Origin of the sequence: Bradyrhizobium sp. 132 (assembly GCF_023074185.1) — a bacterium.
Lineage (GTDB): Bacteria > Pseudomonadota > Alphaproteobacteria > Rhizobiales > Xanthobacteraceae > Bradyrhizobium.
Genome location: NZ_JADPKY010000142.1, coordinates 36067 through 62818 on the forward strand (window position 1 = coordinate 36067; position 26752 = coordinate 62818).

22 protein-coding genes and 2 pseudogenes are annotated in these 26752 nt (G+C 63.9%); 14 read left to right on the top strand and 10 right to left on the bottom strand.

All coding sequences use genetic code 11. From position 1 onward, the window contains the following. Nucleotides 1–21: 21 nt before the first annotated feature. The gene (locus IVA74_RS31340; protein ID WP_247350714.1) at nucleotides 22–1272 is read left to right on the top strand and encodes a flavin-dependent oxidoreductase; all 1251 of its coding nucleotides are present in this window, start codon (nucleotides 22–24) and stop codon (nucleotides 1270–1272) included. A gap of 9 nt (nucleotides 1273–1281) precedes the next feature. Here IVA74_RS31340 and IVA74_RS31345 read toward each other — a convergent pair whose 3' ends face one another. Continuing rightward, nucleotides 1282–1737, bottom strand: a complete 456-nt coding sequence (locus IVA74_RS31345; RefSeq protein WP_247350717.1) for a cupin domain-containing protein — start codon at nucleotides 1735–1737, stop codon at nucleotides 1282–1284. A 29-nt stretch (nucleotides 1738–1766) separates the two neighbouring features. Continuing rightward, nucleotides 1767–2939 (bottom strand): ABC transporter substrate-binding protein, encoded by a 1173-nt coding sequence (locus IVA74_RS31350; protein WP_247350720.1) that lies wholly within the window; start codon nucleotides 2937–2939, stop codon nucleotides 1767–1769. 249 nt (nucleotides 2940–3188) lie between these two features. On the opposite strand from IVA74_RS31350, the gene IVA74_RS31355 reads away from it, so the two are divergent. The 3 genes from IVA74_RS31355 to IVA74_RS31365 all read left to right on the top strand — a co-directional run bounded on the left by IVA74_RS31355 (nucleotide 3189) and on the right by IVA74_RS31365 (nucleotide 6024). Next, nucleotides 3189–3707, top strand: a complete 519-nt coding sequence (locus tag IVA74_RS31355) for a MarR family transcriptional regulator (protein ID WP_247350722.1) — start codon at nucleotides 3189–3191, stop codon at nucleotides 3705–3707. Nucleotides 3708–3854: 147 nt separating this feature from the next. After that, on the top strand, nucleotides 3855–5546 hold the full coding sequence (locus IVA74_RS31360) for a benzoate-CoA ligase family protein (RefSeq protein WP_247350724.1): 1692 nt from the start codon (nucleotides 3855–3857) through the stop codon (nucleotides 5544–5546). 13 nt (nucleotides 5547–5559) lie between these two features. Further along, nucleotides 5560–6024, top strand: coding sequence for a RidA family protein (locus tag IVA74_RS31365; protein WP_247350725.1), 465 nt, complete (start codon nucleotides 5560–5562; stop codon nucleotides 6022–6024). Between the two features lie 36 nt (nucleotides 6025–6060). On the opposite strand, the gene IVA74_RS31370 is transcribed toward IVA74_RS31365, so the two are convergent. Further along, complete coding sequence (locus IVA74_RS31370; RefSeq protein ID WP_247350727.1) at nucleotides 6061–7035, bottom strand: CHAD domain-containing protein; 975 nt, start codon at nucleotides 7033–7035, stop codon at nucleotides 6061–6063. 41 nt (nucleotides 7036–7076) lie between these two features. Further along, nucleotides 7077–8603, bottom strand: a complete 1527-nt coding sequence (locus IVA74_RS31375) for a bifunctional aminoglycoside phosphotransferase/ATP-binding protein (RefSeq protein WP_247350728.1) — start codon at nucleotides 8601–8603, stop codon at nucleotides 7077–7079. A gap of 188 nt (nucleotides 8604–8791) precedes the next feature. Here IVA74_RS31375 and IVA74_RS31380 point away from each other — a divergent pair, with 188 nt between their 5' ends. From IVA74_RS31380 to IVA74_RS31390, 4 genes and pseudogenes are all read left to right on the top strand, one after another. Beyond that, nucleotides 8792–9631, top strand: a complete 840-nt coding sequence (locus tag IVA74_RS31380; protein WP_247350729.1) for a universal stress protein — start codon at nucleotides 8792–8794, stop codon at nucleotides 9629–9631. 69 nt (nucleotides 9632–9700) lie between these two features. Further along, the gene (locus tag IVA74_RS31385; protein WP_247350730.1) at nucleotides 9701–12394 is read left to right on the top strand and encodes a bifunctional acetate--CoA ligase family protein/GNAT family N-acetyltransferase; all 2694 of its coding nucleotides are present in this window, start codon (nucleotides 9701–9703) and stop codon (nucleotides 12392–12394) included. After that, nucleotides 12393–12526, top strand: a pseudogene (locus IVA74_RS41315) (cyclic nucleotide-binding domain-containing protein); the annotation flags it as partial. The gene IVA74_RS31385 and the pseudogene IVA74_RS41315, both read left to right, overlap by 2 nt. Nucleotides 12527–12851: 325 nt before the next feature. Continuing rightward, nucleotides 12852–13580 (top strand): Crp/Fnr family transcriptional regulator, encoded by a 729-nt coding sequence (locus IVA74_RS31390; RefSeq protein WP_247350731.1) that lies wholly within the window; start codon nucleotides 12852–12854, stop codon nucleotides 13578–13580. Here the strand turns inward: IVA74_RS31390 and IVA74_RS31395 are convergent. Further along, nucleotides 13577–14353, bottom strand: coding sequence for a cyclase family protein (locus IVA74_RS31395; RefSeq protein WP_247350732.1), 777 nt, complete (start codon nucleotides 14351–14353; stop codon nucleotides 13577–13579). The two genes, IVA74_RS31390 and IVA74_RS31395, sit on opposite strands and share 4 nt — an antisense overlap. Before the next feature lie 323 nt (nucleotides 14354–14676). Here IVA74_RS31395 and IVA74_RS31400 point away from each other — a divergent pair, with 323 nt between their 5' ends. The 4 genes from IVA74_RS31400 to IVA74_RS31415 all read left to right on the top strand — a co-directional run bounded on the left by IVA74_RS31400 (nucleotide 14677) and on the right by IVA74_RS31415 (nucleotide 18386). Further along, a complete protein-coding gene (locus IVA74_RS31400; RefSeq protein ID WP_247350733.1) occupies nucleotides 14677–15648 on the top strand; it encodes a TRAP transporter substrate-binding protein in 972 nt (323 codons plus the stop codon). Between the two features lie 73 nt (nucleotides 15649–15721). After that, nucleotides 15722–16273, top strand: a complete 552-nt coding sequence (locus IVA74_RS31405) for a TRAP transporter small permease (protein WP_247350735.1) — start codon at nucleotides 15722–15724, stop codon at nucleotides 16271–16273. Further along, nucleotides 16264–17556, top strand: coding sequence for a TRAP transporter large permease (locus IVA74_RS31410; RefSeq protein WP_247350737.1), 1293 nt, complete (start codon nucleotides 16264–16266; stop codon nucleotides 17554–17556). Before IVA74_RS31405 ends, IVA74_RS31410 begins: the two co-directional genes overlap by 10 nt. A gap of 23 nt (nucleotides 17557–17579) precedes the next feature. Beyond that, the gene (locus tag IVA74_RS31415; protein WP_247350739.1) at nucleotides 17580–18386 is read left to right on the top strand and encodes an SDR family oxidoreductase; all 807 of its coding nucleotides are present in this window, start codon (nucleotides 17580–17582) and stop codon (nucleotides 18384–18386) included. 9 nt (nucleotides 18387–18395) lie between these two features. Here IVA74_RS31415 and IVA74_RS31420 read toward each other — a convergent pair whose 3' ends face one another. The 4 genes from IVA74_RS31420 to IVA74_RS31435 are packed head-to-tail and all read right to left on the bottom strand — an operon-like array spanning nucleotide 18396 to nucleotide 22665. Then, nucleotides 18396–19094, bottom strand: a complete 699-nt coding sequence (locus IVA74_RS31420; RefSeq protein WP_247350742.1) for a substrate-binding domain-containing protein — start codon at nucleotides 19092–19094, stop codon at nucleotides 18396–18398. After that, a complete protein-coding gene (locus tag IVA74_RS31425) occupies nucleotides 19091–21226 on the bottom strand; it encodes a molybdopterin cofactor-binding domain-containing protein (RefSeq protein WP_247350745.1) in 2136 nt (711 codons plus the stop codon). The genes IVA74_RS31420 and IVA74_RS31425 overlap by 4 nt, the downstream gene beginning before the upstream one ends. Next, nucleotides 21223–21693, bottom strand: coding sequence for a (2Fe-2S)-binding protein (locus IVA74_RS31430; protein ID WP_247350748.1), 471 nt, complete (start codon nucleotides 21691–21693; stop codon nucleotides 21223–21225). Before IVA74_RS31430 ends, IVA74_RS31425 begins: the two co-directional genes overlap by 4 nt. Before the next feature lie 15 nt (nucleotides 21694–21708). Continuing rightward, the gene (locus tag IVA74_RS31435; protein ID WP_247350756.1) at nucleotides 21709–22665 is read right to left on the bottom strand and encodes a tripartite tricarboxylate transporter substrate binding protein; all 957 of its coding nucleotides are present in this window, start codon (nucleotides 22663–22665) and stop codon (nucleotides 21709–21711) included. Between the two features lie 252 nt (nucleotides 22666–22917). On the opposite strand from IVA74_RS31435, the gene IVA74_RS31440 reads away from it, so the two are divergent. Both IVA74_RS31440 and IVA74_RS31445 read left to right on the top strand, forming a co-directional pair. Continuing rightward, nucleotides 22918–25008 carry a molybdopterin-dependent oxidoreductase gene (locus tag IVA74_RS31440; protein ID WP_247350749.1) on the top strand — a complete coding sequence of 697 codons (2091 nt, stop codon included), beginning with the start codon at nucleotides 22918–22920 and terminating at the stop codon, nucleotides 25006–25008. A gap of 135 nt (nucleotides 25009–25143) precedes the next feature. Next, nucleotides 25144–25926: an enoyl-CoA hydratase/isomerase family protein gene (locus IVA74_RS31445; RefSeq protein ID WP_247350751.1), complete on the top strand. Its 783-nt coding sequence runs from the start codon at nucleotides 25144–25146 to the stop codon at nucleotides 25924–25926. A 227-nt stretch (nucleotides 25927–26153) separates the two neighbouring features. Here the strand turns inward: IVA74_RS31445 and IVA74_RS31450 are convergent. Then, nucleotides 26154–26752, bottom strand: a pseudogene (locus IVA74_RS31450) (hypothetical protein); the annotation flags it as partial.

Below are 26752 nucleotides of genomic sequence, written 5' to 3' on the forward strand. Positions count from 1 at the left end.
GTATCGAGTGGAGTGAGGGCGATGAAGGCGATTATCGTCGGTGGCGGTGTCGGTGGTCTCACCACCGCGTTGATGCTGCGCTCGCGGGGCCTGGCTTGCGAGATATTCGAGCAGTCCGACGCCATCCGAGAGCTTGGCGTCGGCATCAACACGCTTCCGCATGCCATGCGCGAGCTGGCAGGCCTCGGGCTGCTCCAGCAGTTAGACGATGTCGCGATCCGCACCGACCAGCTCTATTACCTCAACCGTCACGGCCAGGAAGTCTGGCGCGAGGCCCGCGGCATCGACGCCGGGCACGATGTGCCGCAATTCTCGATCCACCGCGGTCGCCTTCAGGGCGTCATTCATCGGGCCGTCGAGGAGCGGCTTGGGCCGGAGGCCATCCACACCGGCTGCCGCCTCGGTGCCTTCACCCAGGACGAGGGCGGCGTCACCGCTTATTTCTTCGATCGCGCCGGCGCGCACATTCACACCGCGCGCGGGGACATTCTGATTGGTGCCGACGGCATCCATTCGCGGGTCCGCGACACGTTGTTTCCGTGCGAGGGGCCGCCGTGCTGGAACGGCCTGATGCTATGGCGTGGTGCGCGAGATTGGCCGCTGTTCCTGACCGGCAAGTCGATGATCGTCGCCGGTGGCCTCAACGCCAAGGTGGTGATCTATCCGATCGCAGAGGGATCGAGCCCGGCGAGCCGTCTCACCAACTGGGCGGTGCTGGTGAAGGTCGGCGAGGGCAACGCGCCGCCGCCGCGAAAGGAAGACTGGTCCCGGCCGGGGCGGCGCGAGGAGCTGATGCCGCATGTCGCGCGCTTCTCGGTGCCTTACATCGACGTGAAGAGCCTGATCTCGGCCACGCCCGAGTTCTACGAATATCCGACCTGCGACCGCGATCCGTTACCCTATTGGTCGTCCGGGCGCGTCACGCTGCTCGGCGATGCCGCGCATCCGATGTATCCGGTCGGCTCCAATGGCGCCTCGCAGGCGATCCTCGATGCACGCTGCCTCGCCGACACGCTGATGCGCGCCGAGCACCCGCGCCAGGCGCTGCTTGAATACGAGAAGAAGCGCCTGCCGATGACCGCTGACATCGTCCGCTCCAACCGTCGCGGCGGCCCCGAGGGCGTCATCGACGCCGTCGAGCAACTCGCGCCTGACGGCTTCGATAATGTCGACACCGTGCTGAGCTATTCCCAGCGCGAAGCGATCGTACGCGGCTATGCCACCAAAGCCGGATTCGCTGCAGTGCCGGGACTGGCGGCGGTGCGCGCTTAGGATGCGCTGCTAGCCGCCGGAAGGCGGCGGCAGGAAGTGGATGTTGAACTCGGCCGCCATCGCCACCACGTCCTCCGGCTTCTGCTCCTTCATGTTGTGAAGGCCCCAGAACAGGTCGAACAGCTTGCGGGTCGGCGAGACCCAGAACAGCACTTTTGCGGTCTGCTCCGACTTGTTGAAGATGCCATGCGGCACGCCCATGCCGAGCCGAATCAGATCTCCCGCGGTCGCCTGCGACTCGGAATGGCCGAGCATGAAATCGAGATTGCCCTCTAGCATGTAGAGATATTCATCCTGGTCGGGATGAATGTGCGGCGGTACGAACGTGCCCGGCGGCAGCGTCGCGTGCCAGGAGAAGCTGTGCTCTGTGTTGCTCTTCGGCACATAGGTCTGGCCGAGGATGTTCCAGGAGATGCCCTGGATCCCCTCATTGGCCCGCGTGATGCCGGTGATTTCGCTCTTCATTGTGATCCTCCCTCAACGCGACGTGCGGCTTAGTTCGCTGCCTTGCAGTCCTTGGCGTAACGGTCGCCGTAATTCTCAAAAACCTTCTGCACGATCTCGGTCTGGAACTTGCCGTCCGCGCGCTTGGCGACCTTGGTCAGGTAGAAATCCTGGATCGGATAGCCGTTGGTGTTGAACTTGAAGGCGCCGCGCAGCGAGGTGAAGTCGGCCTTTTTCAGCGCAGCCCCAACTGCATCCTTGTTCGAGAGATCTCCCTTCACGGCTTTGACGGCGCTGTCGATCAGCATCGCGGCATCGTACGCCTGGAAGGCGTAGGTGCCTGGCACGCTGTTGTAGGCGGCCTCGTAGGCGGCGACGAACTTCTTGTTCTGGGGATTGTCGAGATTTGGAGCCCAGTTCGCGCCGCCGAACATGCCGACCGCGGCGTCCTGCTGCGCCGGCAAGGTCGATTCATCCACCGTGAAAGCCGAGAGCACCGGAATGCTGTCGGCGAGGCCTGCCTGCTTGTATTGCTTGACGAGATTGACGCCGAGGCCGCCCGGCATGAACGTGAAAAGAGCATCGGGCTTCTGCGATGAAATCTTGGAAAGCTCCGGCTGGAAGTCCAGCGTGTTGAGCGGCATGTAGGATTCCTCGACAATCTCACCCTTGTAGTCGAGCTTGAAGCCGGCGACCGAGTCCTTGCCGGCCTGATAGTTCGGCACCATCAGATACATGCGCTTGTAGCCGCGATCCTGCGCCACCTTGCCGAGGATTTCGTGCACCTGATCGTTCTGGTACGAGGTGACATAAAAGAACGGATTGCAGTCCTTGCCGGCAAAAGTAGATGGGCCGGCGTTGGGGCTGATCAGGAAGGTTTTCGATTCCGTGACCGGCCGGTGGATCGCCTGGAGGATGTTGGAGAAGATCGGGCCGACCACGAAGTCGACCTTGTCGCGCTCCAGAAGGCCCTTGACCTTGGTGACTGCTGCGTCCGGCTTCAATTCATCGTCGACCACGACGACCTCGACATCGCGGCCGCCCATCTTGCCGCCGAGGTCCTTCATCCCGAGCGCAAAGCCGTCGCGGACCTGTTGGCCGAGCGCGGCGGCGGGTCCCGAGAGGGTCACGATCACACCCAGCTTGATCTTCTCCTGGGCGAGGGAAGGGCTCGCGGTGCCAAGCAGCAACGCGGCTGCGGCCAAGGTCATCTGCGTCTTCATGATCAGTCCCCCGTGACGACGGCCTTGCGCTGCAAGCCGCTACTCCAATCCAAGTTTATGCCGATGATTGCTGCCGCGGCAAGCGAGCTCAAGGCCTCGTCATGCTGCGCGCAGCCGCGCATGCAAGCGGCGCGCCAATTATTTGAAGCCTAAAGAAATCAGCGTGCGGTCGATTGTTGCGGCTTTAGGCTTGCAGCCGGCTTCGATTTATTTGAAGCTCAAAACGTTGGGGAATCCGTGCCCGCGCCAATGCCGGCCGTGAGTGACTGCATCAACATGCTCGATTCCGAGACCAAGGCCGTCGAAACTCCGGAGGATCACGCCGAAGAGCTTCGGCTGTGGCTGCGGCTCTTGACCTGCACGACCCTGATCGAGGGCGAGGTCCGTGGCCGGTTGCGGCAGCGCTTCGACGTCACATTGCCCCGTTTCGACCTGATGGCGCAGCTCGACAAGGCGCCTGACGGCATGACGCTGTCCGACGTCTCCAAGCGCATGATGGTGTCGAACGGCAACGTGACCGGCCTCGTCGAACGCCTCGTGGAATCCGGTCATCTCGACCGCCGCACTTCCGAGACGGACCGCCGCGTTCAGGTGATCCGCCTCACGAAACTCGGTCGCGGCGAGTTTCGCAAAATGGCCGCGGAACACGAGACCTGGATCGCCGATTTGTTCGCCGATCTGACGCCGAAGGATGTACGCGAATTGATGCGGCTGCTCGCCAAGACCAAGGCATCGGCGCAGAAATCAGCCGGTCGTCGGCGGACTTAGGTCCACGGGCTGACGCCCCACCAATCCCATTTGCCGCCGGAAAAAGCACAGGATGCCCAAAATCCGCTATTGCACCAAATTGTTTTAAGCATAAAATGTTTTTGAGTTAGTGCTGCCGGGTGCTTTCCATGCCGAAAGGAGCGTGCGATGGCCAACGCCGCCAAGGTTCAAGTCTCGGGCTCGCATGACGGCAACGCCGCAACGGCTCATGTCGATGCGTTCGCGCGGCAACATCTGCCGCCGCGAGAGTTTTTGCCCGAATTCATTTTCTCGCGTCCCGAGCTGCAATATCCGGCCCGCTTGAACTGCGTCAGCTATTTCCTCGACCGCTGGGTCGAGCAGGGACATGGCGACGCCCCTTGCGTCATCAGCCCCGCTGGCAGCTACACCTATCGCGAGTTGCAAGAGCTCGTGAACCGCATCGCCAACGTACTGGTCGGCAGGCTTGGTCTTGTGACCGGCGAACGCGTGCTGTTGCGCTCGGCCAACAATCCGATGATGGTTGCGACCTACCTCGCGGTGATCAAGGCTGGCGGCATCGTCGTCGCGACCATGCCGTTGCTCCGCGCCAAGGAGCTGTCATATCCGATCCAGAAGGCGGAGATCACACTGGCGCTCTGCGATGGAAAACTCGCCGAGGAAATGGAGAAGGCGAAAGCCGCAGCACCCGGCCTCAGACACGTGGTCTATTGGGGCAACGGGGCCGGCGACTCGCTCGAGGCGCTGATGGCGGAGGCGAGCCCGGAGTTCAGAGCTGTCGATACTGCCTCCGACGACATCTGCCTGATCGCCTTCACGTCGGGCACGACTGGCGATCCCAAAGGCACCATGCATTTCCACCGCGACATGCTGGCGGTCTGCGATGGTTATGCGCGCAACATCTTGCGTGCGGAGCAGAAGGATCGCTTCGTCGGCTCGGCACCGCTCGCCTTCACGTTTGGCTTCGGTGGCGTGCTGTTTCCGATGCACATCGGCGCCTCCTTCGTCGTTCTGGAGAAGACAGCGCCCGACGACATTCTGAACGCCATCGAGCAGCACAAGATCACGGTCTGCTTCACCGCGCCGACCGCGTACCGGGCGATGATCGGCAAGCTCCCGGGCCGCGACATTTCCACGCTGCGCAAATGCGTGTCCGCCGGCGAGACGCTGCCCAAGCCGACATTCGACGCCTGGCTGAAGGCGACCGGCATCAAGCTGATGGACGGCATCGGTTCGACCGAGCTGCTGCACATCTTCATCAGCGCTACCGAGGACGAGATCCGCCCGGGTGCGACGGGTAAGCCCGTGCCGGGTTATGAGGCCAAGATCGTCGACGATTCCGGCAATGATTTACCGCCCGGCACGATAGGACAGCTCGCGGTACGCGGGCCGACCGGCTGCCGCTATCTCGCCGACGAGCGGCAGCGCAAATACGTCCAGAACGGCTGGAACATCACGGGCGACACCTACCTGATGGATAGCGACGGCTATTTCTGGTACCAGTCGCGCTCGGACGACATGATCGTGTCGGCCGGCTACAACATCGCAGGCACGGACGTCGAGGCGGCGCTGCTCACGCATCCCTCCGTCGTCGAGTGCGGGGTCGTCGGTGCGCCGGACGAGGCGCGCGGCATGATCGTGAAGGCCTATGTCATTGCCGCGCCTAGCGTGACGCCCGACGCTCAGCTGGTCACCGCGTTGCAGGAGCATGTCAAGCGCGAGATCGCGCCATACAAATATCCGCGCGCGATCGAGTTCGTGACGCAGCTACCGAAGACCGAGACTGGCAAGTTAAAACGCTTCGCCCTGCGGCAACTGGCGCAAGCCGCAGTGACGTCCTCTGGCGTCGCGGCGGAATGAGAAGGATAGAGAGTTGTCCGTGACGACGCCGAAAGGCCCGCACCTCGCGGTGCTGCCGACAGCAGCCGAGGACGAAACCCGCTCCAAGGCGCAGGTACTTCAGCCGTCTGGTTGGCCGGTACCGAAAGGCTATGCCAACGGCATGGCCGCCGAGGGACGCATCGTCGTCACTGGCGGCGTGATCGGCTGGGATGCCGAGGAACGTCTCGCGGAGGGTTTTGTCGCGCAGGTGCGCCAAACCCTGGGCAACATCGCCGCGATCCTTGCTGAGGCCGGTGCGCAGCCCGAGCATTTGGTTCGGCTGACCTGGTACGTCGTCGACATGGACGAGTACCTGACGAACCTCAAAGAGCTCGGCAAGGCCTACCGCACCATCTTCGGCGCGCACTATCCGGCGATGGCGCTGGTTCAGGTGGTCCGCCTCGTCGAGAAGGCGGCGCGCGTCGAAATCGAGGCCACCGCCGTCATTCCGCGCTGAGCCGTGCCCGGTTGCAGCTCGCCTTGGCGAGATCACCTAATCCTCAGGCTCCGCATTCGGCGCAATGTCGGCGGAGCGGAACGGCTTGGCCTTGTCCAGTTTCCGGTAGGCGTCCGACGCGGTCCGCAACAGCTTCTTTTCCCGCTTGCGGCTGAGGAAGCGAATGCCCGCCTCTGGGACGACCTCGTTCAATGACGCGGCCAGGGTCTGCCCTCGCGCATCGTCGTTCAACTGTCCCAGCGACTTTTGCGCCTTGCGCAATTGCTTGAGGATCGACTTCTGCTTCGTCAACGAGTCGTCGGCGAACAGGTCCTCCAGCGACTCGATCGAATAGGTCAGCCGCTTGTTGAGAAGCCGCAGCTTGTGCCGCTTTTCGACGTCTAGCTTACGGAGTTTTCGCGCCTTCTTGAGCAGCGTCGTTTCCCACTCCGTGAGTTGCGCCGTCGCGTGGTCGGCAAGCGAGCAGCGGCGCAATCGGATGGCCTCCTTGCTGCGCCGGGTCGACCAGGGGCCGCTCTCGATCCAGCTAGAGGTCTGCTCGACGAGACGGCGATATCGCGCGGATTGCAGCGCACGCGCCAGCAGACGATGGCTCTCGGCGCGCTTCTCGTCCCAGTGCTGAAGTTCGGCAATCACGGTCAACTCGCCGCCGCTCTCGGCGATGACCCGCTCGATCGCCACGTCGAGGTCCCGCACCATGCCGAGTTGGCTGTTCAGCCATTTCAGTTCGGTCCAGACCTGCGGGCGCAGGGCGTCATCCACCATCGGCGAGAAGAAGCGGATGGCGGTGCGTAGATGCGTCAGTGCGATTCGGATCTGGTGCAGCGCCTCTGGATCGCCGCGGCAGGTGCCGTCATGCTGGGCAAGAACGGCGTCGAGGTGACGGCGGGCAATGATGCGGAAGGCCGTGTCGCAGACCATGCCGGGGCTGAGCCGGCCGGGCAGGGCGTTGCGCTTTGCCGCAGGCTTGGCGCTCGCGGCCGCCGTCGAACTCGTGCTGGGTCGCGCCATCCTTACCCGCGTCAAACAGATTGCCTTATCTGCAGATTGCCTTACTTGCTCTCGGCGATCGCGTCCCGGCAGTTCTGGAGCGTCTGCTCTTGCGTCCCGGATGCATCGATGGTCGCCCAACCGACATGGCCGATATTATAGTGCTCTTGCAGCGCGGCAACCTCTTGCGTGGCGTCGGATGCGTCGCCCCGGCGGCTTCCGATCCGCGCCTGCCGGGTCGCGAGGTCCGCAACCAGAAACAGGCCGCTCAGCGGCACGTTGCGCTCGCGTGCCAGTGCGGCGACCGCGTCTCGTTCGTTCTCGCGGGCGAATACGCCGTCGATGATCGCCGAATGGCCTTGCGCCAGCACCCGCCGGGCGTGCTGAGCCAACATGTCGTAAACGCGGGCTGTAACCTCCGGCGTGTATGCGGATGCCGGCAGCTTGTGCGTCTCCTCGACCCCGAACATCTGCTTGCGGACGACGTCGCTGCGCAGCACGACGGCCCCCGGCTGCGGCGTAACGACCGGTGCGAGTGCGCGTGCCAAAATCGTCTTTCCGGTGCCTGACAGTCCGCCGACCGCGATCAGGCGGGGAGCGGGAGGGTGGATCAACGCCCGGGCGAGGCCAAAATAGCGCCGTGCGTCGTCCACGATGCCGGGATTACTAGAATGTGACGGCTTCAGCCGTGCCAGGGCCACCTGGGCACGGATCGCGGCCCGGACGGACATGAACAGCGGCAATGCGGAGAGCGCGTCGAGATTTTCGGGCGGCGTCGCGGCGAGATAACGGTTCAGCACGATGTTGGCCGCGTATCGTTGATCATGGCGCAGCAGGTCCATCAGCGTGAATGCGAGATCGTAGAGCACGTCGATGGTTGCGATCTGGGCGTCAAACTCGATGGCGTCGAACAGCACCGGCTTTTTGTCGATCGACACGATGTTCGCAAGATGCAGGTCGCCGTGGCAGCGGCGCACGAAGCCCTGACGGCTGCGCTCTATGAGCAGCGGCCGGAGGCCCCTAAACATCGCGAGCGAGGCTGTACCGAGCCGTGCAATCTCTCCGGCTTCGAAGCCGGTTCGCAGGCCATTGCTGTTGCCGTCGATCAGGCCGGGGATGGAGGAAACCCATGCCTCGCCGTCGGCGGGGATCGCCGCGGCATGCGAAGCCACGATGGCGTCGGCGACAGCCGAGGCAAAATTAGCATCCAGCGGACCGGCCTTGGCCAGATGGTCTAGCGTCCGGCTCTCGTCGAAGCGCGACATCTCGACCGCATACTCGATCGGCCGTCCGGGGCCGTCGACCTTCACCGATCCGTCGGGCTCTTCCGTGATCGCCACGACCCGATGATAGATCTGCGGCGCCTGCGGCCGGTTGATCCTGAGCTCCTCCTCGCACGCCGCCTTGCGCTTCTCGAGAGTCGAATAATCGAGGAACGGAAACTGCACGGCGCGCTTGATTTTCAGCGCGCGCCTGCCTTCGAGAAAAACCGAAGCTGCGTGCGTATCGATCCGCCTCACGCCTGGATGCATGACAGAATCGGTGAGCGCCGCAAAGATCCGGTCCTGGGTCGCAGAATTCTCTATCATTCCAGTTGGCACTTCCACATGCATCGAAAGGCGGTCCACCAAGCGACAGGTTAACCCTTAGGAGGAGATCGCGGCCAGTCCTTGACCTTGGTCAACGCCTGTCCCGGCTGGCGGAGTTCCCCGGGCTTGACGAGGATCAAGCGTCCCGACGAAGCCGAGCCTAATCCAGCAGTCAAAGGAGAATCCCGATGCCCATCAAGGACGTCTTTCTGCCGCTTGTCGGCCAGCCGCGCGAGCCGGCCCTTGCTGCGATCGAGAAATGCGTTGCCGTTGCCGCCGACCTCGGCGCCAGGATCACCGCGCTGGGACTCGAAGAGGATGTTTTCGTGCGGCCGAAGGTGATGCTCCCAGACGATTCCGATGCGGCCGAGGCAAAAGGGTTGCTCGAGGCCGGCGACATGCAGCAGCTCCTGAATGCGTTCAGCCATGCGACGTCCCGCGCCAACATTCGCGCTCACAGCCGATCGGCCAAGGTGCCGGCCGACCAGATCGCGTCAATCCTGGCCGAGCACGGGCGTTTCAGCGATCTCACGCTGGTCCCCGTGAAGCCGCACGACAGCCGGACCGAGCACATCATCGAGACGCTCCTGTTCGAATCCGGGCGGCCAGTGCTGCTCTGCCCGGAGCAGCATGTGGACGAATTGCGACCGGAATTCGAGAACGTTATGATCGCATGGGATCACTCCGCGCGTGCGGCGCGAGCGGTCGGTGACGCGCTGCCTATCCTTCAGGCAGCTACCTCGGTCCGCGTGGTGACCGTGGCGGACGACAAGTCCGACCGGATCGTGCAATCCGGGACGGCTTTGGTCGATCACTTAAGGGAGCACGGGATCTACGCCTCGTTCGAAACCACGACGGGCAGCGGCAGTTCGATCGGCAAGGTGCTGGGAAGCTGGGCGAATTCCCATGCCATCGATGCGATCGTGATGGGTGCCTACCATCATTCGCGCCTGAACGAGATCGTTTGGGGCGGTGTGACAAAGACCGTCATTGGCGAGCCACCGTGCTGGGTTATGATCTCGCACTAGGCGGCTAGCCAGTTCATCGGCCTGATCGTCAACCATCGGAACCGCCACCGACCGGGCGCATTTGCTTTCATGTCAACTTATCGTCTGAAGAACCTGCTGTCGCCGCGTTCCGTTGCGCTCGTCGGTGCGAGCGCCCGCCCGGTCTCCGTTGGACGCGCCATTCTGGAGAACATTCGGAAGGCTGAATTCACGGGCCAGTTCGGCCTCGTCAATTCGCGCCATGCCGAGATCGGCGGCGTCGCGGCGGTGGACAGCCTCGACAAACTGTCGTTCGTGCCCGAACTCGTGGTCATCACCGCGCCGGCGCGCGCGGTTCCCGACATTATCGATCAAGCCGGCCGTCGCGGCTCGGCGGGCGCGCTGATCGTCTCGGCCGGGCTCGGTCACGGACCGGGGTCCCCGCACGAGGCCGCCATCGCGGCGGCACGCAAATTCGGCATGCGGCTGATCGGGCCGAACTGCCTCGGCATCATGATGCCCGGCGTGAGCCTCAATGCGAGTTTTGCCGCGCACATGCCGGGGGCGGGAAATCTCGCGCTGATTTCGCAATCGGGTGCCATCGCGGCCGGCATGGTCGATTGGGCCGCGCAGCGCGGCGTCGGCTTCTCCGGCATCGTCTCGATCGGCAATCAGATCGACGTCGATATTGCCGATCTGCTCGACTATTTCGCGATGGATCACAAGACTCGTGCGATCCTGCTCTATATCGAGGCCATCAAGGACGCGCGGAAGTTCATGTCGGCAGCGCGCGCCGCGGCGCGCGTGAAGCCGGTCGTCGTGGTCAAATCCGGCCGCATGGCGCAGGGCGCGAGGGCGGCAGCCACCCACACCGGTGCGCTCGCGGGCGCCGACGCCGTCTATGACGCGGCGTTCCGCCGCGCGGGCGTCCTGCGGGTCTCCGATCTGCGCGAGCTGTTCGATTGCGCCGAGACGCTCGGCCGCGTCGAATCCCCGGCCGGAAAGCGCCTCGCCATCCTGACCAATGGCGGCGGCATCGGCGTCCTCGCCATTGACCGATTGGTCGAACTCGGCGGCATTCCGGCGGGCATCTCGGCGGACGCCCGCAAGAAGCTCGATGATGCGCTGCCGCCGACCTGGTCCGGCGCTAATCCCGTCGACATCGTGGGCGACGCCGATGCGTCGCGCTATGCGGCGGCGCTGGAGGTGCTGCTCGCCGATTCCGGCAATGACGCTGTCCTGGTCCTCAATGTGCAGACCGCGATCGCCTCGGCTGCCGATATCGCAACGATGGTGACCGAACGCGTCAAGGCATATCGCCAGAAGCACCGCAGTTGGGCCAAGCCCGTGCTCGCCTCGTGGATCGGAGCAGACCAGAACATCATCGAAACACTGTCTGGCGCCGGCATTCCGAACTATCCGACTGAAGACGACGCGATACGCGGCTTCATGTACCTCGTGAGGCATCGCGAAGTCGTGGAGGAGCTGAGCCAGGTTCCTCCGGCGATGCCCGATACGTTCGTACCTGACGCCCAGACTGCCAGGCAGATTGTTACGTCTGCGATCGCCGACGGTCGCGAATGGCTCGAACCCGTCGAGATCAAGCTTCTGCTGGAGGCCTATGACATCGCAATGGTTCCGACCTATGCCGCCACTGATGTCGAGCAGGCGGTAGCCTACGCGAAAGAAATCTTCGCGCAAGGCGCCACCGTCGTGCTGAAAATCATGTCGCGCGACATCGTCCACAAATCCGATGTTGGCGGCGTCGTGCTCAATCTGACCGTGCCCGAGGCGGTGCGCACCGCTGCCACCGACATTATCGCTCGGGCAAGGAAGCTGCTTCCCGAAGCTCGCATCGAGGGCGTCATCGTGCAGGCGATGGTCGTCAAGGCGAAGGGGCGCGAGCTGATCCTGGGCCTCGCCGACGATCCCACCTTCGGCGCCGTCGTTGTCTTCGGCCGCGGCGGGATCGCGGTCGAGATCATCAACGACAGGGCGCTTGCGCTGCCGCCGCTCGATCTGCAACTGGCCCGCGACCTGATCGACCGCACGCGCGTGTCACGGCTGCTTCGCGCTTACCGGGACGTGCCGGCGGTGAAGCCCGACGCCGTCGCCATGGTCCTGGTCAAGCTGGCGCAGATGGCCGCCGACATTCCCGAGATCCGCGAATTCGACATCAATCCGCTGCTCGCGGATGAAACCGGCGTCACCGCGGTCGATGCCCGCGTCGCGGTCGGGTCGCCGCAACGGAAGTTTGCCGGCTCAGGTCCTGCCAACTTCGCCGTTCGGGCCTATCCATCGCAATGGGAACGCCGCCTCGAGCTCAAGGACGGCTGGCGCATCTTCGTGCGGCCCTTGCGTCCCGAAGACGAGCCGACCATCCACGAATTCCTGCGTCACGTCACGGCGCACGACCTTCGCCTGCGTTTCTTCGCGCCGATGAAGGAGTTTACCCACGAGTTCATCGCGCGCCTGACCCAGCTCGACTATGCGCGCGCGATGGCATTTATCGCATTCGACGAGGCGACCGGCGAGATGGTGGGCGTGGTCCGGCTCCATTCGGACTCGATCTACGAGAGCGGCGAATACGCGATCCTGCTGCGGTCCGATCTCAAGGGCAGGGGGCTGGGCTGGGCGCTGATGCAACTGATCATCGACTACGCGAAGTCGGAAGGGCTCAAAGCGATCTCCGGTGATGTTCTCAGGGAGAACACCACGATGCTTGAGATGTGTCGCCAGCTCGGCTTCGAGGTGAGGCCGGATCCCGCCGAGCCCGATATTTGCGACGTCAGGCTGAAACTCTGAGCATCTCGAACGCCGCGTCCATTTTGCCTCCGGCGAGACGTGTTCTCCGAGGGGGACATCACAACCTCGTTCTGCAATCTCCTCGAGGGCGTCATGCGGCTATACAAGCTGCTGCCCGACGGCCGGCGTCGAGGCTCTGGCCGCGGCCTGACCTTCTGTCCACAACGGTCTCGCAGGCCCTCGCGCGATCATCGTCTGATCTGGCGCGCCAAATCGCGATGCTCACCCGGGCCAGCTCCGGGCGTTCGGCAGCGTCTCAACGCAATAAGAATTGCGTTACCTGCAACTCTGCATCTATCAAATGCATCGGCGCATCCTTCGGATGCCGACTTGGGGCCCGACTGCCGCATTTTCGCGGCATTTGCCTACAGATGCGCGCGTGCTTTCTGGTTGAAAAGCCTGATAACGTTGACTACGCAGGAACTTCAGTGCCTTGCAGTCTTAGGAGCCCCGCGGCGTGCCTCAGGACAAGACCGGCGACCCGCGACAGTCGGCGGGCAACAAACTATCGGTCCTGCGCAAGCACCCGATCTTCGCGGATCTGGAGCCGGACGCGCTTGATCAGCTCTGCCGCTACGCCAAGCACACCATGGTGAAGCGCGGTGCGACGATCGCCGCCAAGGGCGATCCCGGAAACAATTTGTTCGCGGTGATCGCCGGGACAGTGAAGATTTCCTCTTCGTCGCCTGATGGGCGGAATGCCATTCTCAACCTGATCGGTCCTGGAGAAATCTTTGGCGAGATCGCCGTGCTCGACGGCGCGCCAAGGTCGGCCGACGCGACCGCCAACACCAATTGCGAGCTCTACATCATCGACCGCCGGGACTTCCTGCCGTTCGTGAAGAGCCAGCCGGCGCTGGCGATGAAATTCATCGAGCTGCTCTGCGCGCGCTTGCGCTGGACCAGCCAGCAAGTCGAGCAGGTGATCCTGCAAGATCTACCGGGTCGGCTCGCGAGCGCGCTGCTCGGTCTCACTGAGGAGCGCAAGCTCGACTCCGGCAGCGGCACGCTGACCATCACGCAGCAGGAGATCAGCGAGATGGTGGGGATGACGCGCGAGAGCATCAACAAGCAATTGCGCGTCTGGGCAGGTCGCAACTGGGTTCGCCTCGAGCACGGCGCCATCGTCGTGCTCGACATTGACGCCTTGCGCGAACTCGCCGAGAGCGGCCTCGACGGTAACTAGCTGTCGATGATCGCGACTGCGCGGGTCCAGCCTGCGGAGGCACGCTCGATCTTCACCGGAAAGCATGACACCGTGAACCCGGTCGAGGGCAGCTGGTCGAGATTGTGCAGCTTCTCGAGATGGCAATAGCCGATGTGCCGTCCCGCCTTGTGGCCTTCCCAGATCAGGCCGGCATCTTTTGTTTCCGCATATTTCTTCGCGGTATAGACGAATGGCGCGTCCCAGCTCCATCCGTCGGTGCCGGTCAGCCGCACGCCGCGTTCGAGCAGATACATGGTGGCCTCATAGCCCATGCCACAACCCGAGTTGACGTAGTCGGCGCGGCCGAATTTGGCGCCGGCGCTGGTGTTGACGACGACGATCTCCAGCGGCGACAGCGTGTGCCCGATCCGCCTCAACTCCTTCTCGACGTCGTCGGCGCTCGCTACGTAACCGTCGGGCAGATGCCGGAAGTCGAGCTTCACGGCGGGCTGAAAGCACCATTCCAGCGGCACCTCGTCGATCGTCCACGACCGCTCGCCGCGATTCATGGTCGGATGGAAGTGCCAGGGCGCATCGAGATGCGTGCCGTTATGGGTCGACAGCGAGACTTGCTCGACGGCCCAGCCCTGGCCGTCCGGCAGGTCTTGCGCCTTGAGGCCGTCGAAGAACTGCAGCATCCGCGGCAGGCCTTGCTGGTGATCGATATACTGGATCGTCGGGTGATTGCCCGGGGGATCGGCCGTCACGTCGTTTCTGAGCGGCACGGAGATGTCGATCAGCTTCCGCGGCATGGGTGTTCCTCGGGACGGTCCGTTTTGTTTCGAAGCATCTTGGAGGGGCCGCACCGGGGGCGTCAAGCGACGCGCGTGAACGTTTCCCGCGGCAGGCAGCCAGATGGTTTCGGAAAAAGCTGACTATTCCCAGCTTGCCTCTCCGAACCCGCTTGATCCATCGATGCAACTCTAGCATTGATCGATGCCGGATTTGGCTTGGACTCAGAATGCCGCCCGCCCTACGGACGACAATGGCGCTTGACTTCACACCTGAAGTGGAGCGACCCAAGGCGGCCCACAGCATCTGCCCAACGATATAATCACCTCAGGAGGAAGCCCAGATGAAGACACTCACCGGCATCATTGCAGCCGCTCTGCTTGCGGTCTCAGCCCCCTTGGCGACCGCACGCGATTTCCGTTCCGCCGACATCCATCCCGCTGATTATCCGACCGTCGAGGCCGTCAAGTTCATGGGCAAGCAGCTCGCGACGGCGAGCGGCGGCAAGCTTGGTGTGAAGGTGTTTCCCAACGGAGCCCTGGGCTCCGAGAAGGACACCATCGAGCAGCTCAAGATCGGCGCACTCGACATGATGCGGATCAACGCATCGCCCTTGAACAACTTCGTGCCGGAAACCATCGCGTTGTGCCTGCCCTTCATCTTCCGGGACACGCAGCACATGCGCACGGTCCTTGACGGGCCGATCGGCGACGAGATCCTGGCGGCCATGGCGCCCGCAGGCCTGATCGGCCTCGCCTATTATGACAGCGGCGCCCGGTCCATCTACACCGTCAAGGCACCGATCAAGTCGCTCGCCGACCTCAAGGGACTGAAGATTCGCGTCCAGCAATCCGACCTGTGGGTCGGCATGATCCAGAGCCTCGGGGCCAACCCGACGCCGATGCCGTATGGCGAGGTTTATACCGCGCTCAAGACGGGTCTGGTGGACGCTGCCGAGAACAACTGGCCCTCTTACGAATCCTCGCGCCATTTCGAGGCCGCCAAGTTCTACAACGTCACCGAGCACTCCCTGGCGCCCGAAGTTCTCGTGATGTCCAAGACGGTCTGGGACACGCTGAGCAAGGAAGATCAGGCGATGGTCCGCAAGGCGGCCAAAGAATCGGTGCCGGTCATGCGCAAGCTCTGGGACGAGCGTGAGCAGGCGTCCCGCAAGACGGTCGAGGCGGCCGGCGTTCAGGTCGTGACGATCGCCAACAAGGCGGAATTCGTCGATGCGATGAAGCCGGTGTACGACAAGTTCGCCGGCGACGAGAAGCTGAAGGGCCTCGTCAAGCGGATCCAGGACACGAAGTAAGACCATAGCGTCGGTCCGGCGTCGCCGCATGGCGACACCGGACACCGCAAGGAGACGCGCAAGGGAGACCTGGATGACAGACCCACACGTCGCAAGCCACGAGCAGGGGGAGGTAGCCGAACGCCCGTCTACCGGCTTGCTGTCGCGGATCAATGCCGTCGTCGCTCGCGCGGGGATGTATCTGTCGGTGACCGGGCTGCTCGTCATCGTCACCATCGTGTTCTACCAGGTGTTCGGACGTTACGTGCTGAATTCCAGCCCGACCTGGACGGAGAACCTTGCGCTAGTTCTGATCCTGTATGTCACGCTGATCGGCGCCGCTGTCGGCGTGCGCGATGCGGGACACATCGGAATGGACAGCTTGCTGGTGATGCTTCCTGATCAAGTGCGTGAGAAGATCGAACTCGTGATCCACGTCCTGGTGGCCGTGTTCGGTATTGCGATGGCCTACAACGGCTGGATCCTCGGGTCGTCGGTCGGAACGGTGAAGATCCCCAATCTCGGCCTGCCGGAGGTCATCCGCTACGTGCCGCTGATCGCCTCCGGCGTTTTGATCGTTTCCTTTTCAATCGAGCACATCATTGCTCTCCTGCGCGGCGAAGAGGTCGTCCCCTCATGGAATTGATCATTCTCGGCGCCACTTTCTTCGGCTTTCTCGTCATCGGTGTACCCGTTGCCTTCGCGATCGGTCTCTCGGCGATTTGCACCATCCTTTACGAAGGCCTGCCGGTCGCCGTCATCTTCCAGCAGATGATGTCGGGGATGAACATCTTCTCCTTCCTCGCCATCCCGTTCTTCGTCTTCAGCGGTGAGCTGATGCTGCATGGCGGCGTCGCCGACAAAATCGTGCAGCTCGCCAAGAACCTCGTCGGGCACATCCGCGGCGGGCTCGGCATGTCGAACGTGGTCGCCTGCACGCTGTTCGGCGGCGTCTCCGGTTCGCCCGTGGCTGACGTGTCGGCAATGGGGGCCGTGATGATCCCCATGATGAAAAAGGAAGGCTTCGACACCGACTACGCCGTCAACGTCACCACCCATGCCTCGCTGGTCGGAGCGCTGATGCCGACCAGTCACAACATGATCATCTATGCGCTCGCCGCCGGCGGCAAGGTATCGATCGGCGCGCTGATCGCCGCCGGCCTGCTGCCGGCGCTCGTGCTGATGGTATGCATGCTGGCCGCCGCTTACGGGGTCGCGGTGAAGCGAGGCTATCCGGCCGGCAAGTTCCCGGGCTGGCCAGCGGTTTTTCGCTCGTTTGCGGCCGCTCTGCCTGGCCTTCTGATCGTCGGCATCATCCTCTCAGGCATCCTCTCGGGCGTGTTCACGGCAACCGAATCCGCGGCCGTCGCGGTCACCTATACGATCCTGCTGACGTTCTTCATTTACCGCACAATGACCTTGCCGAACTTCCTGCGCGCTGCGGCCAAGGCGGTGAAGACGACGGGCGTGGTGCTGCTGCTGATCGGCGTCTCCACCATGTTCCAGTATCTGATGGGACTGTACGAGGTGGCCGATTTCGCCGGCGACATGATGAGCAAGGTCTCGACGCAGCCCTGGGTCATCTTCCTGCTCATCAACGTCATCCTGTTCGTGCTCGGCACGTTCATGGACATGGCCGCGACCATCCTGATCTGCACGCCGATCTTCCTGCCGATCGCGATGAAGGCGGGCATGGATCCGGTGCAGTTCGGCATGCTGATGCTGATCAACTGCGCGCTGGGGCTGAACACCCCGCCGGTCGGAACCACGCAGTTCGTAGGCTGCGCCATCGGTGGCATCTCGGTGGGCGCGGTGATGCGCACCATCCTGCCGTTCTACGCCGCTCTGATCGCAGCTCTGATGTTCGTGACCTACGTCCCCGCCTTCTCGCTGTGGCTACCCCGCCTGCTGATGGGCTACAAGGGATAGCAGCAACACAGGAGAATCTATCCGTGACTGACTATCGCAAGCTCTTCGATCTCACCGGCAAGACCGCCGTGGTGCTCGGCGCCGCATCGGGCATCGGCAAATCGTCAGCCGAGGCGCTGGCCGGGCTCGGTGCCCGTGTCGTCTGCGCCGATCGCGCGCTTGATGCCGCCGAAGCGACCGCCGCCGGCATTCGCGACAAGGGCGGCTGGGCCGAGGCGGCTGCGTGTGACGCCGCGAGCGCTGCGGACGTCAATGCGCTGGCCAAAACCGTGATGCAGAAATTTCCGCGGCTCGATATCGCGGTGACCACGCCCGGGCTCAACATTCGCAAGACCATCCTCGACTATACCGAGGAGGATCTCGACCGCGTCCTCAACCTCAACATCAAAGGCACGGTCTGGTTCTTCCAGGCGTTCGGCCGCATCATGGTCGAGCAGAAGGGCGGCAGCATCATTGCCTGCTCCTCGGTGCGTGCGGTGACCATCGAGCCGGGCCTGGGCGTCTACGGCTCGACCAAGGCGGCCATCGGCCTGCTGGTGAAGGGGTTTGCTTCCGAGGTCGGACGCTCCGGCGTGCGCGTCAATGCGATCGCGCCGAGCATCGCCGAGACCGCGCTGACCGGCCCGTTCAAGCAGCGTCCTGACATCTACAATCTTTACGCCGGCCACACCGTGTTCAACCGCTGGAGCAGCGCCGACGAGGTCGCGACCGCCGTCGCCTATCTCGCCTCGGACGCCGCAAGCTATGTCAGCGGCAGCACGCTGTTCGTCGACGGCGGCTGGACCGCGGTGGACGGGCCGCCGACCGGCCTCACCCAGCTGCACAAATAGGGCGGTTGTCTAGCCGGTGAAGCCTGCACGCTGGCGCAGTTCCTTGTGATCTGCGCCGGTCAGCAGCGCGATCAGCGCGGCCGCTTCTTGCGGATGCGCGGCCCGCGTGGTCACGCCGGCCGTGTACATCGTCACGAGCTCGCAGCCCGGCGGCAACGCCCCTGATAGCGCGATGCCGTCGGTCGCGATGATCTCGGTCGCCTGGGTGCAGCCGATCGGACGCGTCGCGGTCGATGACGCAAGCTCCCGCATCGCGGCCGCGCCATTGGGAAAAATCTTGAGGCGCGAAGCAACCTCATAGGCGATGCCGAGCTGATCCAGGACTTTTGCGACGTGCTGTCCCGCTGTCGAGGCTCTGGTATCCGGGACGTAGATTGCGTCGGCGCTGCGCAGCACTTCGCGCAAATTGGCCTCGGTCTTCACCGTCACCTTGGGATCGCGGCTGCGGACCGCCAGCGCGGTCTCGACCCGGCCGACATCTGCGATGGAGGAGGGGGTGACGAGCTTCTCCTCCGCGAGCTTCGCAAGCAGCGCCTGCGTCAGGATGACGAGATCGGCCGCCGTCCCCGCGCGCAGCTTGTCGGCCATGATGCCGACCGCGCCGAACTCACCGTCGATACCGAGGCCGGTCTGCGCCTTGAAGGGCTCGCTGAGGCCGCGTACCAGGCCTTGCGCCGCACCTCCGCTCAAAACATTCACTGTCGTCACGATGCTAGCTCCATGGCTGCGATGATCTTGGCGCGCGTGATCGGCAGGTCGCGCACGCGCACGCCGAGGCAATCGTAAACGGCATTTGCGATCGCCGCCGTCACCGGGCCGTGGGCGGCCTCGCCGGCGCCGGCCGGCTCGATCTCCGGTCGCTGAACGATCTCGACATCCACCGCCGGCACCTCGCTGAAGGTCAGGATCGGATAGTCGGTCCATGACGTCGATGTGATCCGCATCCGGTCGAAGCGGACGCGTTCCTTCAACACCCAGCTTGTCGCCTGGATCGCGCCACCCTCGATCTGGTTAATGACACCGTCCGGATTGACGGCCTCGCCGACATCGACCGCAAGCGTCAGCCGCTTGACGCGGATGTCATCAGTGCCTTCGATCTCGGCAATCGCGGCGCAATAGGCCCCTGTGTTCTTGTAGCGGGCGAAGCCGACGCCGTGGCCCGTGCCGGACTGCTTCTGCGGTTTCCACTGCGCGCGTCGTGCCGCGGCGCGGATGACGTCCTTCGCCCGCTCGTCGCACAGATGACGCAAGCGGAACGCGATCGGGTCCTCGCCGCGCAGGGCGGCGATCTCGTCGAGCAGGGACTCGATGGCGAACACATTGCCTTGTCCGCCGAGTGTCCGCAGCGCCGAGGTCCGCACCGGCATGGTCAGCAGCCGGTGGCTCGTAACCGTCCAGGCTGGGAGGTCGTAGAGCGGAATGGAGTTCCGATCGCCGCCGCCGCCGTTGGCAGCGGGCGGGTTGGTCGAGATCATGCGGGGGTAGGGGTTCGCAATCTCGGTCGCGGCAAGCAGCGCGGGCTGTGCCGCGCGCCCCGGTCGCGCCGCGTGGCCGTTGCTCCAGATCGCATGACGCCAACCGACGATCTCGTTGTCCGCGTCGAGATCAGCCTCGACCTCGATCGCCATCGCTGCGCCAAACGGCGCGTGGGCCATCTCGTCTTGGCGCGACCACTGCACCCGCACCGGACGGCCGCCTGCCGCTTTCGCCAGCAGCACGGCATCGAGCGCGACGTCGTCGGCGGCATTGTGCCCGTAGCAGCCCGCACCCTCCATGTGCTCGACCACGATGTTTTCGGCCAACAGCTTGAGCACGATCGCGAGATCGGCGCGCAGCAGGTAAACGCCCTGGCTGTGCGTCCAAACGTGGACACGATCGTCGCCGGCCCATTGTGCCATGGCGCAGGAAGGCGCGATCGAGGCATGCGCGATGTAGGGGCGGGTGTATTGCCGGCGGAGAGTCCGAATGGGCTTGCCTGTCGTTGCCGCCATCCTGGTGTCGATGACATAAGTCTCGACCGGCTGGCTCTTCAGGAAGCCCGCCAGATCATTTTCATCGGGCAACGGTTCGCCGGCTGACCATGTCGCGCCCTTGCGCAAGGCTTTCAGCGCGGTTTCCGCCGCTGCCTCGCTGTCCGCAACCACGCCGGCAAAGCCGCCGTCGCGGACGATCGCGACGAGGCCGGAAACGGCGCGCGCGGCCGCTTCGTCCAGTGCGATTAGCTTGGCGCCCGAGACGTGCGGCCGCAACACGCGTCCGTGCACCAGGCCCGGCAGCGCGCAGTCATGAATGAAGCGCGGCCGTGCGAACACCTTGTCGGGAATATCGACGCGCTGGACCGAATGTCCGGCGATAGCGCGTTTGGCGAAGTTCTTCGTTGTCGCGCCCGCATTGGCGTCGTGGTCGAGCGAGACGTCGCCGGCAAGCTCCCAATAGCTAGTCCTGACATTGCCGGGGCCCGAGATCGTGCCGTCATCGATCTCGAGCAGCGACGCATCGACGCCGAGACGTTCCGATGCCGCGACGAGGAAGCGCTGGCGCACCTCGGCGCAGGCGTGGCGCAGCGCGCGGCCGGACTGCTGGATTGAGAGGCTGCCCGAGGTGACGCCCTCGTTCGGGCTGGTCGCCGTGGAGGCACGGATCATCTCGATCCTGATGATATCGACGTCGAGCTCGTCGGCGGCGATCTGCGCCAGCGCCGTGACGATGCCTTGGCCGATCTCGACCTTGCCGGGCGAGATCGCGATACGGCCTTCGCCGATGAGCCTCACCCAGGAGGACAGCTTTGGATTGGCCGCGAGGCTGACCGGCAGCGTCGGGGCAGGGGACGCCGTACTCATGATGCCGCCATCTGCGACGCCGCCCGCAGTACGGCGCGGACCATGCGATTGTGCGATCCGCAGCGGCACAGATTGTGATCCAGCGCCGCTTTGACCTCCGCCTCCGTCGGCGACGGATTGCGCTTCAGCAACGCCGCCGCGCTGATCAGGATCCCGGAGACGCAATAGCCGCATTGCATCGCCTGTTCGGCGATAAAGGCACGTTGCAGCGGGTGCGGTTGCTCTGCCGTGCCGAGGCCCTCGACCGTGACGATGTCCTTGTCCGCGACCGACCACATCGGCAAGTCGCAGGAGGCCATCGCGCGGTCGCCGACCATGACATAGCAGGCGCCGCACTCGCCGGCTCCGCAACCGAAATGCGGACTGGTGACGCCGAGCGGGCCGCGCAGCACATCGAGTAGCGTCCGGTCGGGAGCGGCATCCACGGACGTGGCCGCGCCGTTGAGCTGGAATTGAATGGTAGACATTGTCGCTCTACAGCCTCAGGACTTGTCGAACTTCTTGACGACGTCGGCCCATTTTTCGATGTCGCCGCGCAGGAATTTCTCAAATTGGTCCGGCGTCATCGACATGGGCACAGCGCCCTGCTCGGTCCAAAGCTTTATGATGTCGGGGCGCTTCACCATCGCGTTCACGGCGGCATTGAGCTTGTCGATGACAGGTTTCGGCGTGCCGGCCGGCGCCATCAGGCCGAGCCAGATCGTGGCTTCATAGCCTGCCACGCCTGCCTCGATCGCCGTCGGTACGTTTGGCAGCACCGCTGAGCGCTGCTTGCCAGTGGTCGCGAGCGCGCGGACCTGGTTCTCGCCGATATTAGGCGCCATAGCCGGCACTGCGTCGATCATCATCTGCACCTGCCCGCCGATCACGCCGCTGCGCGCCTCGCCGCTGTTGCGGTAGGGGACGTGCACGAGGTCGATGCCGGCCATGGCTTTGAACAGCTCCCCGGCCATGTGATAGGGCGTGCCTTGGCCGGAGGACGCGTAGTTCAACTTGCCCGGCTGCGATTTGGCGAGCGCGACGAACTCCAGCAGTGTCTTCGCTGCGACTTGCGGGTTCACCACCATGACGAGATCGGAATAGTTCACCGGCGCGATCGGCGCGAGGTCACGCATCAGCTCGTATTTGCGTTTATCCGGCGTCAGCAGGGATTCGTTTGCGGTCTGGGTGTTGGACATCATCAACAGCGTGTAGCCGTCGGCCGGCGACTTCGCCGCTTCGACCGTGCCGATGACGCCGCCCGCGCCGGTTCGGTTCTCGATCACGAAGGGCTGGCCGAAACTCTGCTGAAGGGCGTTGCCGATCAGCCGGGCCGCAACGTCGGCCGGTCCGCCGGCGCCGAAGGGCACGACGATCCGGACCGCGTGGTTGGGATAGTCTTGCGCCAGGGACGGGGCTGCGGAGAATGAGCTGAGCAGGCCGGCGGCCAGCGCCAGCATAAATTGTCGGGCCGTCACACCCACCTCCCCGAAGTCGCTTTTGTTGGCCGGTACTGTAGCGGCAGGGGAGGCGGGCTGTCGACGGCTCACAAAGCCGACGGTGCCGGGAATATCGGGCGGTTGGCGGTGTGGCCGCGCCGCTCTTCGCAGGTGCGGCAGGAACCGGCAGCGCAGACGGCCTGAGCAAATCGCATGGGCGTTGCCGGATAAATACGCTCGGCTGACAGGTATTTTGGTGTTACCAAATTGGACATGAACCAGCACGCCAAGATCGAAATCCGCCATTCCACCTGCCCGCATGATTGCCCGTCGGCCTGTGCCCTCGATGTCGAGGTGGTCGAGGGACGCAGCATTGGCCGCGTCCGCGGTTCGAAAAAGCAGACCTATACGGCCGGCGTGGTCTGCGCCAAGGTTGCCCGTTATGCCGAGCGCATCCATCACCCCGAGCGGCTGATGTACCCAATGCGCCGCACCGGGCCGAAGGGTTCCGGCCAATTCGCGCGGATCAGCTGGGACGAGGCGCTCGACGAAATCGGGCATCGCTTCAATCAAGCCGAGCGCGAGTTCGGCGCGGAATCGATCTGGCCCTATTATTACGCCGGCACGATGGGGCTGGTGATGCGCGACGGCCTCAATCGTCTCACGCATGTGAAGAAATATTCGCGCTTCTATCAGACCATCTGCGCCAATGTCGGGCGTATCGGGTTCGCGATCGGCACCGGCAAGATCGCCGGCGTCGATCCGCGCGAGATGGCACTCTCCGACCTCGTCGTGATCTGGGGCACCAATCCCGTCAACACGCAGGTCAACGTGATGACGCACGCGGCACGTGCGCGGAAGGAGCGCGGCGCCAAGATCGCGGCGGTCGACATCTACGACAACGAAACCATGAAGCAGGCCGACATCAAGATCATCCTGCGGCCCGGCACCGATGGTGCCTTCGCCTGCGGCGTGATGCATGTCCTGTTCCGTGAAGGCTATGCCGACCGCGCCTATATGGACAAGTACACCGATTGCCCTGACGAGCTCGAGGCGCATCTGAAGACGCGCACGCCGGAATGGGCGTCCGCGATCTCAGGCGTGCCCGTGGCGGAGATCGAGGCCTTTGCCAAATTGGTCGGCGAAACCAAGCGGACCTTCTTCCGGCTTGGCTACGGCTTCACCCGCTCGCGCAACGGCGCGGCGCAGATGCATGCCGCGAACTGCATTCCCGCGGTGACCGGCGCCTGGCAATATGAAGGCGGCGGCGCCTTCTTCAACAATTACGCATTGTGGCACTTCAACGAATCCATCATCGAAGGCCACGACGCCATCGACCAGACCATCCGTGCGCTCGACCAGTCGCAGATCGGCCGCATCCTCACGGGTGATGCCGAGGCCCTGCACGGCAAGGGTCCGATCAAGGCGATGCTAATCCAGAACACCAATCCAATGACGGTGGCGCCGGAGCAGGCGCTGGTGCGCCAGGGCTTTGCGCGCGAGGATCTGTTCGTCGCGGTGCACGAGCAGTTCATGACCGAGACGGCTGAGATGGCCGACATCGTGCTGCCGGCGACGATGTTCATGGAGCATGACGATCTCTATTACGGCGGCGGCCACCAGCACATCTCGGTCGGGCCGAAGCTGATCGATCCGTCCGGCGAATGCCGCTCCAACCATGAGGTCCTGCAGGCGCTGGCGCCGCGGCTCGGCGCCAGGCATCCCGGCTTCGAGCTGACGCCGCGCGAATTGATCGACGCGACGCTGAAGCTCAGCGACCACGGCGACATTGCCGGCCTTGAAGCCGATCTCTGGCGTGACCTGCAACCGGACTTCCGCACCTCGCATTATCTCGACGGCTTCGCCCATGCCGACAGGAAATTCCACTTCAAAGCCGATTGGGCGCATCCGCCGTTCGGCCAGACGATGGGGGACTTCGACAAGATGCCGTCGCTGCCGGACCATTGGGCGGTGATCGAGCACTCCGATCAGGCCCATCCGTTCCGGCTTGCCACCAGCCCGTCGCGCAGCTTCCTCAACACCACCTTCAACGAGACGCCGTCCTCGCAGGCGCGCGAGGGCAAAGCGAGCGTGATGATCCATCCCCTGGATGCGGCCGCGCTCGACATCGCCGACGGTGACGCCGTGACGCTCGGCAACACCCGCGGCGAGACCACGCTGATTGCCACTCTGTTCGAGGGCGTGCGCCGTGGTGTGCTGATCGCGGAGTCCGTTCATCCCAACAAGAATCATATCGGTAACCGCGGCATCAACATGTTGACGGGCGCGGACACCATCGCGCCGATCGGCGGAGCCGCTTTCCACGACAACAAGGTCTGGATCAGGAAGGCGGTCGCGGCCTGAGCGCACGCGCTTCGTTCGCCTTTCAAGTTTGTGTCGAGGCGCTAAAGCGGCGGCTCGCCGCAGATTGCCCTTGCACCTTCCGCCAGTGCTGCCGCAAATGGCTGCAAAACGGGAACTAAAGGAAGCGAGTGCGCCATGACCGGCACCACAGCCGTGATTACTGAGAAGCGCGGGCAGGCGCTCTGGATCACCATCAACCGGCCCGAGAAACGCAATGCGCTGAATGGCGAGGTGATCGCCGGCATCGCACGCGGCTATCGCGACGCGCATGACGACAAGGACATCCGCGTCATCGTGCTGACGGGTGCGGGCGAGAAGGCGTTCTGCGCCGGCGCGGATTTGCAGAACTCCGGCGCGGCTTTCGCGATGGACCATTCCAGACCAAATGTCGACTATGCCGATCTGCTGCGTTTGTCGCAGAACGCGACCAAGCCGGCGATTGCGCGCGTCGGCGGCGTCTGCATGGCCGGCGGCATGGGCCTGCTCTGCATGACCGACATGGCGGTCGGCGCCGATCACGTCATCTTCGGCCTGCCGGAGGTGAAGGTCGGCGTGTTTCCGATGCAAGTGTTGAGCCTGTTGCAGTCGATCGCGCCGCCTCGGCTCGTCAACGAATGGGCGCTGACCGGCGAGCCGTTCGATGCGAAAGCGGCGCAAGGAGCAGGCTTGCTCAATTATGTCGTGCCCACAGCCGAGCTGGATGCCAAGGTCGACTGGCTGATCGGCCGCATCGTCGACAAGTCCCCGACCGCGATCCGCCGCGGCAAATACGCGATGCGCGCGATCGCCTCGATGTCGTTCGACGAGAGCATCGCCTACACTGAAAGCCAGATCGCGCTGCTGGCGATGACCGAGGACGCCAAGGAAGGGCTGAAGGCGTTTAGCGAGAAGCGGAAGCCGATCTGGACGGGCAAATAGGTGATCAGTTCAACGCATGCATTAACGTACTGCCGTCGATCGACGCACCTTTGTTCCCAGAGGCTATTGGCGCGCCCTTGCGGGGATGGACGCCGCGCGCAAACAAATTTTCTGGCAAGGTTCCACCTCGGCCGCTGCGACCATGATCTTACTGGCGGCCCTGCGCCATGACCGGATCGACGCGCCATGCTTCATCGAGGGCCGATCGATGGCGTGAGCGTTCGCCTCTATATCCAGAACGTTCTTCTGCCGGTCCTTCGACCCGGCGATATCGTTGATCGGCCGCGCCAAGTTACGTTTCCGGCTTGCTCGACGAGAGGGGCTGTGGGCGGGTCGGGCCCTACATAGCCCGAGCCGTCCACAACCCCGAGCAACGGGACAGCGGTGGTGGCCTCGCCGAGTGGCTCCTGCGCGACCAACTGCTCGGCCGTCTTCCGTCTAAGCGCCCTCAGCAGACGCTGCACGATCGAATGCTGTCGTGTCCCGAATTCCTCGGGGTGTTTCTGCCTCAGCCGGCCGACGATGGCGAGTGCAGCTAACTGCGGTTGCGTAGCGAGCCAGCCATCGATCGCAGCAATATGCGGGTCGCGCTTGGACGGCATGCGAACCCTGGTTTTATAGGGCCGACGGGTGCGCCGGTGCGTGGCACGCGGCTCGCCGGACGTCGTCTTGCCGAGCGTCTTCGCAAAAGTGGCTGCGGTCACTGGCGCGATGCTCGTGCTGGCGGGTTGCAGGCCGCGCGCCTGGCCGGCACGACGATCGACGCGATTGCCGAGTTCGTCCTGGGTCGCGCGAATCTCGGCCAACAGCGCGACTGGATCGAGCG

Excerpts from the sequence above, each read along its gene's own strand:
- IVA74_RS31445 (WP_247350751.1), top strand. The coding sequence starts at position 25,144 with ATGACCGGCACCACAGCCGTGATTACTGAGAAGCGCGGGCAGGCGCTC.
- IVA74_RS31410 (WP_247350737.1), top strand. The coding sequence starts at position 16,264 with ATGGAATTGATCATTCTCGGCGCCACTTTCTTCGGCTTTCTCGTCATC.
- IVA74_RS31400 (WP_247350733.1), top strand. The coding sequence starts at position 14,677 with ATGAAGACACTCACCGGCATCATTGCAGCCGCTCTGCTTGCGGTCTCA.
- IVA74_RS31435 (WP_247350756.1), bottom strand. The coding sequence starts at position 22,665 with ATGCTGGCGCTGGCCGCCGGCCTGCTCAGCTCATTCTCCGCAGCCCCG.
- IVA74_RS31385 (WP_247350730.1), top strand. The coding sequence starts at position 9,701 with ATGTCAACTTATCGTCTGAAGAACCTGCTGTCGCCGCGTTCCGTTGCG.
- IVA74_RS31340 (WP_247350714.1), top strand. The coding sequence starts at position 22 with ATGAAGGCGATTATCGTCGGTGGCGGTGTCGGTGGTCTCACCACCGCG.
- IVA74_RS31395 (WP_247350732.1), bottom strand. The coding sequence starts at position 14,353 with ATGCCGCGGAAGCTGATCGACATCTCCGTGCCGCTCAGAAACGACGTG.
- IVA74_RS31380 (WP_247350729.1), top strand. The coding sequence starts at position 8,792 with ATGCCCATCAAGGACGTCTTTCTGCCGCTTGTCGGCCAGCCGCGCGAG.
- IVA74_RS31370 (WP_247350727.1), bottom strand. The coding sequence starts at position 7,035 with ATGGCGCGACCCAGCACGAGTTCGACGGCGGCCGCGAGCGCCAAGCCT.
- IVA74_RS31425 (WP_247350745.1), bottom strand. The coding sequence starts at position 21,226 with ATGAGTACGGCGTCCCCTGCCCCGACGCTGCCGGTCAGCCTCGCGGCC.
- IVA74_RS31405 (WP_247350735.1), top strand. The coding sequence starts at position 15,722 with ATGACAGACCCACACGTCGCAAGCCACGAGCAGGGGGAGGTAGCCGAA.
- IVA74_RS31345 (WP_247350717.1), bottom strand. The coding sequence starts at position 1,737 with ATGAAGAGCGAAATCACCGGCATCACGCGGGCCAATGAGGGGATCCAG.
- IVA74_RS31355 (WP_247350722.1), top strand. The coding sequence starts at position 3,189 with ATGCCGGCCGTGAGTGACTGCATCAACATGCTCGATTCCGAGACCAAG.
- IVA74_RS31375 (WP_247350728.1), bottom strand. The coding sequence starts at position 8,603 with ATGATAGAGAATTCTGCGACCCAGGACCGGATCTTTGCGGCGCTCACC.
- IVA74_RS31360 (WP_247350724.1), top strand. The coding sequence starts at position 3,855 with ATGGCCAACGCCGCCAAGGTTCAAGTCTCGGGCTCGCATGACGGCAAC.
- IVA74_RS31440 (WP_247350749.1), top strand. The coding sequence starts at position 22,918 with ATGAACCAGCACGCCAAGATCGAAATCCGCCATTCCACCTGCCCGCAT.
- IVA74_RS31430 (WP_247350748.1), bottom strand. The coding sequence starts at position 21,693 with ATGTCTACCATTCAATTCCAGCTCAACGGCGCGGCCACGTCCGTGGAT.
- IVA74_RS31350 (WP_247350720.1), bottom strand. The coding sequence starts at position 2,939 with ATGAAGACGCAGATGACCTTGGCCGCAGCCGCGTTGCTGCTTGGCACC.